At 44.4% G+C, this 18,940-nt stretch carries 2 protein-coding genes; both read right to left on the minus strand.

Translation table 11 applies throughout. The features are described from left to right. Positions 1–88: 88 nt before the first annotated feature. Positions 89–8,200 (minus strand): FG-GAP-like repeat-containing protein, encoded by an 8,112-nt coding sequence (locus CJD36_RS20525; RefSeq protein ID WP_161499400.1) that lies wholly within the window; start codon positions 8,198–8,200, stop codon positions 89–91. A 348-nt stretch (positions 8,201–8,548) separates the two neighbouring features. Further along, on the minus strand, positions 8,549–18,652 hold the full coding sequence (locus tag CJD36_RS20530; protein WP_105041080.1) for an FG-GAP-like repeat-containing protein: 10,104 nt from the start codon (positions 18,650–18,652) through the stop codon (positions 8,549–8,551). Positions 18,653–18,940 lie beyond the last annotated feature (288 nt).

Here is an 18,940-nt window from a genome sequence, read left to right on the forward strand (position 1 = left end):
GTATATACCTGAAATGTATGTGCAATGAGAATAAAAAGGGGCAGGATACTGGTGTACCCTGCCCTTTCTCATGCATTGTAGGTATTGGTTATTCCTTAACCAGTCTCTGTGTTACTTTTTGGTCGCCCTGTGTGAGCTCTACCAGGTAGATGCCTGCTGCAAACTTATTCAGTGGAACACTTACTGTGCCATTCAGCTGCTCGCCGAGGTCTTGTGTATAGATGCTTACTCCGCTGATGTCTGTAACACGTACCGCTACCTTTTCCTTCTTACCCGATGTGAAGCTGATCTTCACGGCATCAGTTGTTGGATTAGGTGACATGCTCACCGCAAGAGGCTTAACAGGAACTGTTGCAGTTGACTTCAGACCTAACTCAAAGCGGTCATTTCCCTGTGATTTAGCATCGCCGGTAATTGAGAACTTATACTCACTTCCGGCAGCCAGTTCTGTACTTCTGTTTAGCCATTTATCGCGAAGAAAAACTGAAGTATTCTCCGGTAAGATCATGTCGTCAGCCCTGATGATAAAATCTTGTTTGTAAGAGCTGGTGATACCCAATGGCACAACCTTGTCTTTTACAAATTGCCTGGCATCTATTGCCATCTTCCTATTATCAGTTGAGATACCATAGAAACTCAGGTCGCCAAAAGCAGGTTTAACAGCATCATACATTGCATCTTCAGCATCTGTAGCAGCTGCATTGAAATTAATGGTGAGCATATCCCACATGTGGTAGGTAGCGTCATAAATATTCAACGAAATATGTTCTTGAGGCTGCTGTTTAAATAAGATAGTGTTCACCGTATCAGACTTCATACTCTCAGTAAACGTCAACTGCTTCAGATCGTCGGCAGCACGCACCTGAACACAGGCATTAGCTTGAATATAATACGAGGTTGAATTTATGGTTACCGGCTGGAACTGACCAGCAACGCCAAGAGATGCATTGTAGACATAAAATGCAGAACCGGTAATATCACCTGTTCCACCTAGTGTTACTGCGCGACCTGCATATATGGCCGCACCTATATTAACAGGTGACGGATAAGGGTTGCCGACCATGTTGAAGTCCTGGTTTGTAGGATCTGTAGCTCCCCTTGATAATGTAACAACCTGCGTGCCCTGATTTACCGGCCCACTCATGGCTACAATATTAGGTGAAGGTGTATAGCTAAATCCGCCAAGGCCTTGTCCTTTTTTGCCTCTCATAAACAAGCGGATACCCTGATATCTCTTCAGTTTATTAGAATCGGCTTCTGTACCATTGATCTTAGTAATGGCCTTCCAACCCGGATCATAAGAGAGCAAAGAGTTCTCTGTATAAGGGTCTAACCTGAAAGCAGACGGTGCATTTGTGCCGGTAGTTGTAAAACCATTAGTGGCACCACCCTGCCCTGTTATATCCATATAGGGCTGTAACTGGCCAAGTGAAATGCTTGTACTGAAAGGGTGTGCCCAGAATCTGAAGCGACGTAAACCACCCTGAATATACTGGTACACCTTTACTTTACCCGTTATAGGCGTACCAGATGCTATTTCAGCGATCCTTGCACTACTATTACTATCGGAATACAATGCAAGGCTATCATTTGTTGCCAGGGTACCTGATGTTATATATAATGTACTGCGTACTGTCATTCTTGAAGCGGTATCAATAGATACACCAGAGGCATTGTCTATTTCAACTTCATTAACTGTCCCCAAGCCCTTTACTAATTGAGCCGAAGATCCATTGAGTGATAACTTACCCGGGCCGGTTATTGCTCCGTTATTTGTCAAATCACCCTTTATATTTAACTGTGCAACTGCGCCAAGAGATATTGAAGCACCACTAACCAGTGTTACTTTTCTTGCTGAGCCTGTAGCCGAGGCAGCTATAGCAGGATACGTTGCCGACGATGGAATTGTTACGTCGTCTGTAACTGTAGGCACTGCACCACAACCCCAGTTTGCCGCTGTGTTCCAATCGGAAGAAATAGCCCCGGTCCACTGCATGGCACCAAAGCTTACGCTGTGAGTGGCATAGGCTGAACCACAGGCAGTAGTAACCGTATAAGAAATAACTGCAGACCCAGTTGAAAGCCCGGTAACGACACCTGACGCTACAGTAGCTACAGATGTATTGCTGCTGCTCCATGTGCCACCTATAACCAGATCAGTAAGTGTTATAGTACCTCCTACACAAGAAGTAGTATCACCGGTTATCGTTCCCGGATCAGGGCTACCGTTGATCGTGATCACCTTAGTAGCAGATGCTGAACCACAAGCAGTGGTAACAGTATAGCTGATAGTATCTGTTCCTGCAATAACGCCGGTAACTACCCCGCCAACTACTGTAGCAGTAGCATTGGATGCACTCCAGCTGCCGCCTACAGCGGCATTGGTCAAAGTAATGGACATCCCTGTGCAAACCGATGAACTGCCCATAATAGTACCCGCATCGGGCGTGGCGTTAACTGTAACAATATGTGTAGCTACAGCAGTGCCGCAACCGTTAGTAACGGTATAACTGATGGTATCTACACCGGCACTAACACCAGTAACTACGCCACCCACAACAGTAGCAGAGCCATTAGAAGCGCTCCAGCTTCCGCCTACGGCAGCATCGGTAAGTGTAATCGCGGCACCGGTACAAACAGAGGAACCACCTGTGATGCTACCAGCATCAGGCAACGGATTAACAGTGACAACATGTGTAGCCACTGCAGTACCACAAGCAGTAGTGACCGTATAACTAATAGTATCTACGCCAGTTGAAACCCCAGTAACTACACCACCTACAACGGTAGCTAAGCCGTTAGAAGCACTCCAGCTACCACCGGGAACGGCATCAGTAAGGGTAATAGCCGCCCCCACGCAAACCGAAGCACTACCGGAAATAGAACCCGCATCGGGCAACGAATTGACAGTAACAACTTTAGTTGCAATGGCTGTACCACACGAGTTGCTAACAGTATAGCTGATGGTATCCACACCTGCGCTCACACCAGTAACAACACCGTCGACAACCGTAGCAAAACCATTAGATGCACTCCAGCTTCCGCCGGGAGCAGCATCGGTGAGTGTAATTGCAGAACCGGTGCAAACAGAAGAACTGCCTGTAATAGTACCTGCATTGGGAGAAGCGATAACTGTGACAACAAAGGAATCGTAACGCGTACCACAAACATTGGTTGCAGAGTAAGTTATCGTATCTACACCTGCTGAAACTCCTGTTACGACACCGTTAACCTGTGTAGCAAAACCATTTGTTGCCCCCCATGTGCCACCTACGGCAGTATTAGAAAGTGTAATAGAATTACCGGTACAAACAGAAGAAGTGCCGGTGATATCTCCAACATCAGCTAGTGGATTGACAGTAATTGGCCAACGAACAAGGCTGGTATCGAAACCTCTAACCATGTAATAGTCTATAGTATCCGCCCCTGCAGCTATTCCGGTAACTACACCTGTAACAGGATCAACAGTAGCTTTAGCAGGCTGCGAGCTAACCCACAAGCCACCTGTAACTGTATTACTAATAGTTATTGTGGCACCTACGCATACCGAAGTCGCTCCGGATGATGTACCAATCAGCGGTAAAGGATAGTTTTTGATGACTGAAACCGTGTTGGTAGTACTATTTCCCACAACAATATCAGGATACCCGTCACGGTCTACATCTCCGGTGGTAACCGTAACCGGAGCCGGGCCCGATGAAAGATCAACCTGTGCTGCAAAAGTTGAACTGTTTATAGTACCTGCGGTTGCAGTGTTTCTCAACACCGACACTGTACCCGCATAAGCGTTAGACACTACAACATCGATCTTTCCATCACCATTAAAATCAGCAACGTTAATACCGGTTGTGCCTGACGCCGCGCTGCCTATTGTAAACACAAACTGAGGATCGAAAGCAATAGTTCCTCCTACAGTAGATATATTTTTGAACACAGATATTGATCCATCATTGATGTTTGTTACCAGCAATTCGGGTAATCGATCGGTATTCCGATCGATATCTGCCGCTACGATGTCGATAGGGCCACTACCTGTAGTTATTGAAACAGATGTACCAAAAGATATGGTTCCCGGAGACGACGCGTTGGGCGCATAAGTCAATGACGAACCGTTATATACTCCTGGAGAGCCCGTTGCTCCTGAATTAGCAGTTGCAATATCAGGCTTACCATCATTATTAAGGTCTGCAAAACAAATACCAGAAGGTGCTGAGCCGGCGGATATAAATACAGGGCTTGCGAATGAGATAGAACCAACTGACGAAGTGTTGCGCAAAATGCCAATAAAACCACCGGGATATGACAGCGCAATATCAGACTTGCCATCTGCATCAAAATCGACAATGGCACTAACCGCAGTAAAGCCAGAAATACTGATAAAAGTAGTCGAGAATGTAGGCGCACCTAAAGTAGATGTATTACGAAGAATAGCCAGGGTAGTGCCACTGGTATGGCTATTTGTTATAACACCATCTAGCTTACCATCACCATCAAGATCGGCGAGTTTAGCATTATTTGCTTTAAATGTAGAACCTAACCCTTGTGCAGTACCGCTGAACGAGGAGGTGGTAAGAGATCCCTGAGCTGTGCTGCTATTCAATAATGCTGTATAAGATGGATTATCGACATTGTTTACCAACAGATCCGGTTTAAGATCGCCATCAATATCACCAATAGCACCGCCATAAGGAGTAAGGGCGCCAGACACGCAAACATAACTTACATATGGTTTAAAATTGACTGTATTGGGATCGAAATAGGAATTAGTAAACTTCAATCTGAACAAACTGTCGGTATACGCAGTGAGATGACTTGCCTTATTTAATACAGAAACCGGACCAGGTGTAGCGCCGTAAGGAATTGTTACAGAAATCAATGTAGTAGACGCACCTGTTACTGTACCCAGCATAGTACCAAAACGAACTAACATATTGGATGAACTATTACTGAACCCAACACCTGTAATAGTGACCGTAGCACCAGGTATTCCTTCGTTTGGCGAAATACCGGATATACTGATAGCAGTACTGGGATCATTACGGAAAACAGAAATCGCCCCTGTTAAAGTATCTGTAGCAACCATGTCTGCCTTACCGTCATTGTCCAGGTCACCAATAGCTATTGCAATTGGATTGGCAGCAGGTGTAAAGTCTGTTTTCGAAAACGAGGTAGTTGCACTAAATGCAGCAGCATCCGTGGCTGTATTGCGCATTACTGTAACAGTAGAGGTTCCGGTATTGGCAACAGCGATATCGGGCTTACCATCGCCATCAAGGTCACCTATTGCCAACGCATTCGGAGTCGTTCCTGTGCCTATTGTAACATCAATTTTGGCAATCATAGTAATGGTACCTACTGTAGAGTTATTGCGGAATAAGGAAACAGTACCTAAGCCCCTATTAGTAACCGCAATATCGGCCTTATTGTCATTATTAAGATCTCCGATAACCAACCCTGTTGGTGTGGTAGTAGTAGTGGCGGTAGTAGCAGTTGCAAAGGTGCTTATATTAATAAAGCCTGCGGTAGCTGTGTTACGGAACAGTGATATTGTAGTAGCTCCGCTATTGGCTACTGCGAGATCAGGCTTAGTGTCCCCGTCAAGGTCACCAACAGCAATGCCTTGCGGAGAGGCCCCTGTTGTAAAATCCTGTTTTGCAGCAAATGAAGCAGACGTGAATGACACATTCTTAAATGACATATTGCGGAATACAGAAATAGAATTTGATCCTGTATTAGATACCGCAATATCGCTTTTGCCATCACCATCAATGTCGGCGATGACTATACCATAAGGATTAGTGGCCGCCGTATAATCAACTTTTGCAGCAAAAGAACCACTTGTGAATGCACCACTTGTGGTAGTGTTACGATAAACAGAGACTGAGTTACCAAAGTAATTTGCAACCGCTATTTCAGGCTTACCGTCACCATCCAGATCACCAATAGCAACACTGTATGGAGTAGCGCCAGTAGCAAAATCTACTTTAGCATCAAAAGACCCTGCTGTAATACTACCAGATGAGCTTGTATTCCTATAGAGTGATACGGTATTACTTACTTTATTTACCACTACCAAATCCGATTTCCCATCACCATCAAGATCACCGATAGCAGTGTAAAACGGGCTGCTGCCTGTACTGAAATCTATTTTATCACTAAGACTTACTACGTCGTGAATATAACCTGCCGTATCAAATTTAGGAAGGAAGGCATACTGTTCGAAACCCGTCAAAGTATCGGCTGCATTTAGCACAGATAGCGGTGCGTAGATGGCCCCCAATGGCACCGTAACAAGGAGCGTAGTAGTGGAACCAGACGAAATGGTTGCTTTAGTTGCGCCAAAATATACTACATGGTTAGCCGAAGTTGCATCAAACCCTGTACCTGTTATGGTAAGTGTTGATGACCCGGCATTAGCAATATTCGTTGACACCCCTGTAATAATAGGTTTTCGAATAACAGGAGATGGTGTAATTTCTCCTGTAGAGAGGATTTGTGCAGGAACCTGACCGCCATTAGGACTTACAAAAAATATGGCGCTCACTTGTGTTGTAAGACCACCTGAAGTAGTTCCGAAAAATATTCTGCCATTTCCCCAATTGGTAATTAGTAACTTCTTTGTGGCAGTCCATGTTGGTGAACCGGTTGCAAATCTAATAGTATGCACTGATGCAGTGCCCAGATCAAGTGTTGAATTTTCATTCAGCATTAAAGTACCAAGAGTGATGGTAGCTGCTGTAGTGATGCCAGTAGTTGTAATATTCCCTCCATTAAGTGTTATGGATGCCGGAATGGTTAAAAGTGTGACCGTATTACCGCTGGTAATTGACGCCCCCGGGTTCAATCTCACTTCTCCCGCATCTATGCGAAGACCACTTAGTGTCACGCTTGTTCCGGTAAACGTTAATGTAGCAGTACCCTTCTTGGCCAAAATTGCTCCTGTTCCACTTATCGCACTGGTCAGGGTATTTACAGCACCCGTGCCGTAAGAACCATTGGAGGTTTGATTTACAGTAAGTGTAGCACCTGACGCTATAAACAGTGTATTTGCTGCTGTACCTGCACTGACACCAAACGAGCTGGATAAGCTACCGACTGAATTGACCGTATTATTAAGAGAAATAGTTGGAGAAACCAGCGTAATTGGCGCAAATGTAAGATCGCCTGAACTAAGTGCAGATGTGGAAAGTACATTAATCTTACCATCTACTATTTTAGTACCACCTGTCCAGGTATTTGTGCTACCAGCCAATATTAGAGTGCCCGGACTGATTTTCACCATCTGCCCAACACCTCTGATGTTTCCGGATAAAGTTAACGTACCACTTGTCAATATAGATATTCCTACACTAGTTGATGCGAGATTTATTGGAGAACTCAATGTATGCGCCACTCCGCTCGCTATCAATGTTCCACCGCCCGTGTAGGTGGAATTATTACCTAAGCTGTTTAAAACAACATCTACGCTACTAATAGCATATGTACCTGCTGCTGAAGAGAGGTATAATGAACTGAATGGATTAACGGTTATGGTGTTGGAAGCACCGTTAGCAATAGAAGTGATTGATGTCAACTCCAGCATTCCACTGTTGGTTATAGTAGAACTGCTACCAACAGTAATGCCTCCATTTATGGTATTTGCCCCACCAAGTCTAAGCAAACCGCCTAAGTTACCTGCAGACCCATCCCAAGTACCGCCACCTAAAAATGTAAGGGGAGCCGTTCCTGAAAGTATCCCTCCGATGCTAATTGTCCCCCCGGTGACTAAGCTTGTACTTCCTCCTCCGGTAATGATATTTTTATTCGTGACGCCACTAATCGGAATTGCTAATGTACTTGCAGGGAAACCAAAAACTATGGTAGTTGATGCATTGGAAAGAATTACATCGCTTGTACCACTTACTGTTGCCCCGTTAAGCGTTAAAGACGCTGTAGCTGAGGGTGTAATATTGAGGTTGGCAGTTCTGGTTGCTGTAACCTCTATTGCTCCTACCGCCTGCGCACCACCAGTAAGGGTAACAGCAGTGCCCGTGCCTACTGTGCTAAACTGCGCCCATGCAGTAGAGTTAGGAACACTGCCACCAGTCCAGTTGCCACCACTATTGTAGGCTAATCCGCTGGGGGAACTCCAGGTAACCTGAGCTCCAACATTTGCCCAAACGAGCAATAAAAAAACGAGGGGTAATAAAGTCTTTTTCATGAGATAATTTTTCATTTTCACTATGGGTATACAAAATAATACCACTCCCTTCGACACAATCACCATTAAACAAACCCGCAATACGAGCACTGACATTAGTTTCCAAAGGAGAGGCGCTAACTACAAATTAATATTTTTATTTAACAAAAAAATATTAATTCATTAACAGAGGTAAAAATATATAAACAATACTGTATCTCGTAATTTCTGCTATTGGAATTGTATAAAATAACAAATTTTAACAAAAACAATAAATCACCAAATTTGCTGCAAACAGCAGTATAACTACAAAAGGTTGCCAATTGGCAACCTTTTGTAGTTATAAAATCAATCAACTAATTATTATTATTAATTGTTACCGGTGATAGTAACCTTGCCTGTGAACTTACCGTGGGGTGTATTGACATTGACAAAGTAAATACCCGCAGCTTTATCCAATTGAAGATCGATCTTACGGTTGGTCACCATATTGGCTTCCAGTACTTTCTGGCCCAATATGTTCGTTACTGTCAATACACCTTGCTCTGTGTAGTCAGAAGTAACATTTACACTGAAGTTACCATTGTTCGGGTTAGGATAGATCTTCACATCTGTAACACCACTATTGGTCACGTTCTTGATGCCGGTTGGCGTCTTGTAGTACGTCTTCTGCATACATCCGTGACGGGTAGTGATAACCCAGTAGTACTTACCCGCAAAATCAGGTGTAGGATTGTAGTAGTTCTGGTTGGTCTCACCCGACAACAAAGTAGAGTCAAGTGTAGACGCATCGTCATAACCCCACTGGTAGCTACCCTCATCACTAGGAGAACATACGAAGTCGGTATTGAAGTACCATACATCAGGATGATCAGAGAAATCATTACTTACAATCACTGCGAATGAATCGCGGCTGGTACAGGTAAAGCCGGTAACATTAGATGTAAGGTAAACCCATGACATACCAGGATTAGTGAAGTTAACCAAGCAATACTGATCGGTAGAGCCCGTAGCCCAAACCTGTGCATTGTAGCTAGACCATACATAGTTAATACCCGGCAATGGCGTCAATCCCGCACCAAAATTCTGATACATTGTTCCTGCACAAAGGTATGGAGGAGACATTGTAGTGATCTGCGGTAGTGTAGGCGGAGCGGGTTCTACATTAGCATGAACAGTTTGCGTATTCACACAACCATTGGCTGTAAGCGTAAAGATGTAGGTAACCGGTATTGTAACCAAGCCGGGAACATTTGTCAAAGTTTCATTGATCACAAATGAACCACTTGCAGTTGTAGGGGTGATACCGGCAACCGCGGGACGATTCCATGCGAAAACTGTGAAATCAGTACCCGTTCTTGCAAAGTACAATATTGGGCTTCCGCTACATACAGTAAATGCGGTATCGCTGGTCAACGTTGGTAATGGATTTACTGTAACGGTGAGGTTCTGTGTATTAGAGCAACCATTAGCAGTAAGAGAATAGATATAGATGACATTTATAGCTACAGAGTCTGTGCTGGTCAATGTTTCATTTATACCACCAACACCATTATTTGCCGGGTTTGTAATATTAGGTACCGCAGCTCTTGTCCATGAATAGGCAGTTCCCGTTGGCGTTGCGGCCGGTATGTAATTTAGCGGTGTTCCGCTACATACTATCTGAGTAAGCGCACTGGTTAGTGCCGGTGTAGGATTAACCACAATAGTATCAACTGCATATGCAGTGCCACAAGAATTAGTAATAGCATAACTGATAATAGCTGTACCCGCACTCAGTGCCGTTGCTACACCTGCCGACGTTATCGTCATTACTGTAGGTGCTGACGTACTCCATATACCACCTATTGCCGGGTCTGTAAGCGTTAGCGATGTGCCGATACAAACGCTATCTACCCCACCGTGAATCGTATCTGCAAATGGTAATGGATTTACATATACCGTATCTGTAGTATCTGCGATACCACAGAAGTTGGTGAATGAATAATGCATTACCACAACTCCCTGCGCAATACCCAATACTGTACCTGTTACAGAATCGATCTTGGCAATGGTTGTGTCGGCACTAGTCCATACACCGCCTGTTGTAAGGTTTGTAAGAACTATTGTAGAATTGACACAAACGCTATCAGGACCCGTAATAACACTTACTGTAGGAGTTGCAATCACTGTAAGTGGATAGATTGCGGTATCCGATCCGCATATGTTAGTGTAGATGTACCTTATTGTATCAGTACCAGCTGATACAGGGAATACGACACCCGATGCATCAATGGTAGCAATTGCAGTATTAACACTGCTCCAAACACCACCTGCCACAGGATCTGTGAGCGCCAATGTAGAACCGATACACATGCTGTCATTAGCACCTGTGATCGTATCTGCGAAAGGAAGCGGATTGACTGTCATAGCAAATGTATCAACAGCAGTACCGCACGTGTTGGTGTAAGAATAGTACACTGTGTCTGCACCTGCGACTACCCCGGCAACCACACCTGTTGATGTGATGGTAGCATTAGCATTTGCTATAGACCATGTGCCTGCACCGGCAGCAGTTGTATTGGCAAGAGACGTTGAAGAACCAACGCAAACAGATGTAGCACCTGTTACCGCACCGGCATTTGGCTGAGGGTTAACAGAGATTGTCAGTGATGCCGTAGCAGTACATCCATTAAGATCTGTACCTGTAACCGTATATGAAGAAGTAGTTAAACCAGTGAACGTTACCGGAGTGCCGGTTGATGCGCTAAGATCAGTTCCCGGGGTCCAGCTGTATGTAGCGGCGCCGGTTGCTGAAAGCGTAGTGTTATCACCAGCACAGATAATGAACGAACCTGCTGTGGCATTAACTGTAGGTAATGGGTTAACAGTTATAGTAGCCGTTGCTATGCTGCTACAACCCGCGCTTGTACCTGTTACAGTGTACGTAGTAGTATTGGTTCCTGAGAACGTAACGGTAGCACCTGTAGATGCACTCAGATCAGTTGATGGTGACCAGCTGTAAGTGGCAGCACCGGTTGCACCGATAGTTGTACTTGTACCCGCGCATATTGGTGTAGTACCCGGCGTAGCTGTAACTGTGGGAACAGGATTAACTGTTACTGTTACAGAAGCTGTGTTTACACAACCATTACCATCAGTACCTGTTACTGTGTAAGTTGATGTAGTTGTACCTGTGAAGTTAACAACAGCACCTGTTGTTGCACTAATGTCGGCAGAAGGAGTCCAGCTATAAGAAGTAGCGCCTGTACCCTGCAGCGTAGTAGTACTGCCGGCACACAAAGGTGATGTTCCGGCTGTAGCTGCAACTATAGGTAATGCATTTACTGTTACCGTTACCGTGTTCGTATTTACGCAACCATTACCATCAGTACCCGTTACGGTATAAGTAGTAGATGTAGTTGGCGTTGCTGTTACAGGAGTGCCAGTTGATGCACTCAGCGTAGCAGATGGTGACCAGACATAACTTACACCACCCGTTGATGACAGTGTAGTTGATGAACCGAAGCACAATGAGGATGTGCCCGATGCTGCTATGATAGCCGGTAAAGCATTAACTGTAATAGTTGCTGTAGCTGTACTGCTACAACCAGCGCTTGTACCTGTTACGGTATACGTAGTAGTATTCGTTCCTGAGAAAGTAACGGTAGCACCTGTAGATGCACTCAGATCGGTAGATGGTGACCAGCTGTAAGTGGTAGCACCGGTTGCGCCGATAGTTGTAGTTGTACCAGCACATATTGGTGTAGTACCCGGTGTAGCAGTAACTGTTGGAACAGGGTTAACTGTCACGGTTACTGATGCTGTGTTTACGCAACCATTACCATCTGTACCTGTTACTGTGTAAGTTGATGTAGTTGTACCCGTGAAGTTAACAATCGCACCCGTTGTTGCGCTGATATCAGTTGAAGGAGTCCAGCTATAAGAAGTAGCGCCTGTACCCTGCAGCGTAGTAGTAGTGCCTGCACACAAAGGCGATGTACCTGCTGCTGCTGTAACCGTAGGCAGAGCATTAACAGTTACAGTTACCGTGTTGGTATTTACACAACCATTGCCATCAGTACCTGTTACTGTATAAGTAGTAGATGTAGTTGGCGTTGCATTTACAGGTGTACCTGTTGATGCACTCAGCGTAGCTGATGGTGACCAAACATAACTTACACCACCTGTTGATGACAAGGTAGTTGATGAACCGAAGCACAATGATGATGTGCCCGATGCGGCTGTGATAGCCGGCAATGCATTAACGGTAATAGTTGCCGTAGCTGTGCTACTACAACCCGCGCTTGTACCTGTTACAGTGTACGTAGTAGTATTGGTTCCTGAGAAAGTAACGGTAGCACCTGTAGATGCACTCAGATCAGTTGATGGTGACCAGCTGTAAGTGGCAGCACCGGTTGCACCGATAGTTGTACTTGTACCCGCGCATATTGGTGTAGTACCCGGCGTAGCTGTAACTGTGGGAACAGGATTAACTGTTACTGTTACAGAAGCTGTGTTTACACAACCATTACCATCTGTACCAGTTACAGTATATGTTGATGTAGTTGTACCTGTGAAGTTAACAATCGCACCTGTTGTTGCGCTGATGTCAGCAGAAGGTGTCCAGCTATAAGAAGTGGCACCTGTACCCTGTAGCGTAGTAGTACTACCTGCACATAAAGGTGATGTACCCGCTGCCGCAGCAACTGTAGGCAATGCATTATAGTTTACAGCAACTGTATTCGTTGCACTACAACCATGAACGTTTGTTCCTGTTACAGTGTAAATAGTATTTGCAGTTGGTGTTGCAATTACCGGAGAACCTGTTGAAGAACTTAATGTTCCAGCAGGTGACCAACTATAAGTAAGAGCGCCGGTTGCAGATAATGTAGTAGATGAACCCGCACAAACAGAGGCCGCACCCGAAGATGCTGTAACAACCGGTACAGGATTAACGAATATTGCATAGACTGCAGAATCACTTCCGCAACTTACAGTGTTTGAAACATAAACTATGGAATCCTGGCCTGTACTTACACCGGTCACCAGGCCTGTTGCCGGGTTAACAGATGCAAACCCAAAACGGCTGTGCCATGCACCACCGGTTACACCTGTAGTAGTCAGCGCGATTGTACCCGCCACGCAAACACTATCTGAAGCTCCGCTTATCACACCCGCGTTAGGAGCAGGATTAACAGTGATCACCACAAATGTATCTACGGTATTACATGGGTAAGCAGCACTGTAAAAAACAGTGTCAGCTCCTGCTGCTATTGAATGAACAACACCAGTAACGGCATCTACTGTAGCCACCGTAACATTGCTTGTAGTCCATGTACCACCTGTTGATGTATTTGCAAGTGCAGATGTATCACCCAGGCAAAGAGTTGTTGTACCTGTTATAGGTGTGTTGGCTGCTGTAGAAGATGATACGGTTACCACATATGTGGCAGTATCACTACCGCAAGAAGGTGTTGATACAGAATAAGATATTGTAGCGTTGCCTACTGCCGCACCTGTTATGGTTGCAGTAGATCCGGCAAATGTGAGCGTGGCAATTGTAGGGTTAGCGTTACTCCATGTGCCACCGGAAACTGAAGCTGTTAATGTAAGTGAAGTACCTACACAAACACCCGGGCCGGAAGCAGTGATCGTCCCGGCATTTGGCAACGGATTAACTGTTACAACATGAGAAGAACTTAATGGTCCGCAGCTAAGTGACTGCGCTGTATAGAATATAGTAGTTGTACCCGCAGCTACCGCGTATACCAAACCTGTTGCCGCATCAACTGTAGCAACACCCGTATTACTGCTGCTCCATACACCACCTGTTACAGTGTTAGATAAAGTAAGCGTAGCATTTACGCACACGGCTGAAAGACCTGTGATATCACCTGTATCTGCCAAAGCCTTAACACTGATAGGGAATTTTACAGAGCTGCTATCTGAAAGATAAACAACTGTATAAACAATAGTATCAGCACCTGCAGCTATACCGGTAACAACACCGGTTGTATCGGTAAGACCGGCAACAACGCTTGCCTTACCTGTAGTAGTACTCCAGAAACCTACAGAGCTATCGCAATGCATGCTATGTAAGGTAATAGTTGCCGTAACGCAAACAGAATCGGTAGCGCCAGCAATTGCAGAGATTAGCGGTGTAGAAATGTTTTTGAAGATCGAAACTGAATTACCAAGGCGATTAGCAATAACTACGTCAGCTTTTTTATCGCCATCAATATCCCCTACTGTAAGTCCTTGTGGTTCGGCGCCAGATGCAATAGAATAAGTAGAACCCGCAGTAAATGAAGTCCCTACGAGAGATCCACCTGAATGAGTATTGCGTAAAACTTCAATCTTTTCTCCTGTAAACTCTCCTAAAATAATATCTACTTTATTATCACCATCTATATCTCCCATACCCAGTGAATAGGGAGAACCTGTAACCGGATATAGGTGAGCAGTAAAGCCTAAGGTACCGGGTGTAGAAGAAGTATTTTCAAAAACTGTTACATTGTTTGAGAAGTAGTTCCCCACAACAATTTCAGGACGGTTATCTCCGTTCACTTCCATTGCCTGTACTTCTGTTGCTGTAGTACCACCCGTTGCAATATCAAAGTGTGCTGCAAAATTTATATTACCTGTACCAGATGAAGTATTGCGGAACACAGAAACGTTATCATCGATAGAGTTACTTACAACTATATCTATTGCACCATCATTATCAAAGTCTGCTGCAAAGATACTACCCGATGATCCTGGATTTGCACCAATAGCAGGTGTACTACCTATTGCAAAAGAATCGAACTGAGTAGGAGTTGCACCAAAGAAAGTCCCGGGGAATGCACCCGAAGGTATAGAAGTCATATTATTACGGAATACCTTAATTGTTGAGGTGCTTCCTGTAACAACAGCTATGTCTAATTTACCATCTCTATCGTAATCTGCAATAGCTACTTCTGAAGGACCTACACCTGGGTTTAGATCTGTCTTCGCACTAAAGCTCATTACTCCTAGGGAAGTTGTGTTCCTAATGCAGGATATACGGCCTGAATTTGATGCCGCTACTATGATATCTAATTTACCATCACCATCAAGATCTGCCAGCTTAACATTTACACCACCATTAGATGACGTACATACAACTGGTGCCGCATATGCAATAGTTCCGGCACTACCTATATTACGGTAAATATTAACGGCACCCTGACCTGCTGTATTTGAGTTATAAGTACAAACTATAAGGTCTGGCTTGCCATCACCGTCCATATCACCGAAATTAGCATGACGTGGACCCGCACCGGCACCCGTGCCAAAAGGACTTGTTACCGCCAGATCGACCCTTGGCCTGAAGGTAGCACTACCCGGTACATAACAGCCATTGTCGTAAGTAGGCAGGAAGAAACCTGATTGATTACATGCAAAAAGGCTGAGTGCATTTAAGTAAGATACGCTGGTGTAGTTGGCACCTATTGGCAGCAAAACAGTAAGTGTTGTACTGCCGCTACCTACTACTGTTCCCTGTACAGGGCCGAAGAATACTATGTTATTTGAAGGAGTACTGGCATCAAAGCCGGTACCCGTTATGGATACTAAAGTTGTCAATGGAATACCCACAACCGGTGTTACCGATGTAATGGTTGGAGCTGTTGGCACCGGAAGAACAGTTATAGCCTGGGTATCTGCAAGTGTACCGCAGCTGTTGCTTACTGCATAAGATATAATCGTTGTACCTAATGCCAAACCGGTAACCACCCCTGCGTTGGTTACTGTAGCTACTGTAGGTACTGTGCTGCTCCAGTTACCACCAACACCTGTAGTAGTTAGTGAAGTAGAGTAACCTGCATAAACGAAGTTTGCACCTGATATTGTACCCGGAACAGGCAATGATATTACATGTACCAAAATAAATGTATCAGCAGTACCACAACCACCATAGCTTACAGTGTAACGAATAGTAGTAGTATCAGTTATTGCGGCACTTATGCCGAAAAGCTCGCCGGTTGATGCGTTAATTGAAGCCACAGCTGCATTAGCTGTAGTCCAGGTGCCACCAGATAAACCATTAGTTAAAAATACAGATGAACCCACACATACATTGGTTGTACCACCTATTGGCAATGATGGAGAAGTTGGTGATGGTGATATAAAGCCCAAGACCTTTGTTGCTGTATCCAGGCACAAGCCATTGTTAACGATGTATAATACCGAATCGCTACCAACCGCTGCACCATTCAAGGTAATGGAAGTAGAAGTAGAACCAGGAGATACTGTAGCAATGGAAGGGTTAGCATTTACCCATGAGCCACCACCAAGGCTGGTAAGTGTTACCGCATTGCCTACACAATTACCAAAAGCACCGCTTATTGTTCCGGCGTTAGGAGTAGGATTGACAGTTACCACATGATGGGCACTCTGGCTACCGCAACTCAATGAAGAGTTAGTATATAATATAGTAGTGCTACCCGCGGTAACACCTGTTACCGTAATGATACCACCTACGGTATCTATTGTAGCATTACCAAGGTTACTGCTTGTCCATACACCACCGATAGCAGTAAGGTTCTGCAGCGTCATTGATGCACCTGTACATACTGCCGAGGGGCCAGTTATGTTACCGGTATCGGCCAATGCCTTTACTGTAAGCACAAACCTTACATAGTTGGTATCAGACAAGTAAGTAACCTTATATATTACAGTATCTATACCTGCGGTTACACCTGTAGCAACACCTGTTACAGGATCAATTGATGCACGGCCAAACTTTGTAGTCCATATACCTGCCTCACCCGAGCAAGGAAGTGTGCTGCTGAAAGTACGTGTAGCACCTACGCATACTGAATCTGCAGAACTTGTTATTGAGGTAGTATCGGGGGTGGCTATGTTCTCGAAGATGGAGATTGAATTTAACCCCTTATTTGCGACTAGTACATCAGGCTTACCATCAAGATCCATATCTCCTACAGTCACTCCCTGAATGTCGGCACCTGCGCCGCCAATCACATAATCCGCTCCAGCTGTAAGTGAACCTGAAGAAATTCCAGCACCGGCAATTGCATGAGTATTTCTAAATATCTTAAGTCTACCGGTCAAATTTTTAGAAAGAGCGACATCTACCTTTCCATCGCCATCAAAATCACCTGATGTAATCGAATAGCCGTATGATCCTGCAGAAAATGATTGACGTGTGAACGCCAACGACCCTAGGTTACCAAAGACTTCAAACCCATCACTAGCAGATCCTGTATAGAAGCCTACTAGCAGATCCGGCAAGTTATCCCCGTTTATTTCCGCAACCTGAATTTCAGTGTAAATGGAACCAAGTCCTACGCCAACATCACTATGTGCAGCAAAATTTATATTGCCTGATCCAGACGAAGTATTCCTAAGGACAGAAATAGTACCGTCATTTGTGTTGCTGGTTACGATATCAAATTTACCGTCCCCGTTAAAATCAGCGGTAACAAGACTTCCTGGCTGTGAACCATCCATTGATGACGTTTTCGGTCCCAAACCACCAACAGGAAATGAAGAGAATGGTGTGAGAGGAGCAGCAACACCAAAAAAAGAGTTGGGGAATGCGCCACCTGGTATTGAGGTCATTTCGTTGTGATAAACCTGAACTCTTGATGTATCGCTATTAATGCTGGCTATGTCTAATTTACCATCACCATCAAAATCTGCAATAGCTACTTCCGGCACTTGGCCCGTACCAGGGTAGATATCAGTTCTTGCTGCGAAGCTCAGACCTGCCATACCAGTACCCGTACTTGTATTTCTGATACACGAAATTCTTCCTGATCCTGATGCTGCGACTATTATATCCAGCTTTCCATCTCCATCAAGATCCGCTAACTTAACATTCACGCCACCATTTGCGGCAGTGCATACGTAAGGTGTAGTATTATAAGACAATACGCCATTAACGGTACTATTATTTAAATATATATTCACAGTGCCCAAACCGGCAAACGTTGGCATAATCGGATCTCCGTAAGTTGATATTACAAGATCTGGCTTACCATCTCCATCCATATCACCAATATTTCCATGACGAGGCTGCGAACTGGTTGAGAACGGGCTATTTACAGGAATATTAACAGCTGTTGAAAAACGCGAAGTACTACCTACTGGGGATATATAACAACTGTTATCATACTTCGGCAGAAATAATCCTTTCTGCATACCTGTTTGCAGACTTGTATTGTTCAGCACGCTTATGCTCGCATATTGTGCTCCTGCAGGTACTGTCACAGTCAAAGAAGTACCACCACCTGCGGTAACTGTTGCTTTAACACCTCCGAAATAGACTGTATTGTCTGCTGCCGTGGCTCCAAAACCTAATCCGGTGATAGTAACAACAGCACCTGGTGCTGCAGTATTTGGAGTAACTGTACTGATAATAGGTTGTGCCACAGTGGTTAATGCAAAACTCCCCAGCAACAATAGGACAGCTATTAATCTCGTGGAGACAGTGTAGATTTTTTTCATATTCGTAAGCGTGTTATACTAATAGTTAACAGAGTGCGAAATTCGCATTTTTTTTCTATTAAATGACCTAATTACTTAGAAAGTAATTAACATTTAATCCTCAAAGTGTGATAGTTGAGGATGCTAATTTATAAAATTAAACTGAATATTTATAATACAATGGTCATGAACGGTGTTTTTTGAGGTGCGAACGTCCGTTTTTGTTGTATTTATTAACAGTGACTCACATATTTAATGTTAGTAATACCCAGTAAGTAACAGCAAATTTGCCATAAAATAACATTGAAT

Source organism: Flavipsychrobacter stenotrophus (assembly GCF_002954265.1).
Taxonomy (GTDB): domain Bacteria; phylum Bacteroidota; class Bacteroidia; order Chitinophagales; family Chitinophagaceae; genus Flavipsychrobacter; species Flavipsychrobacter stenotrophus.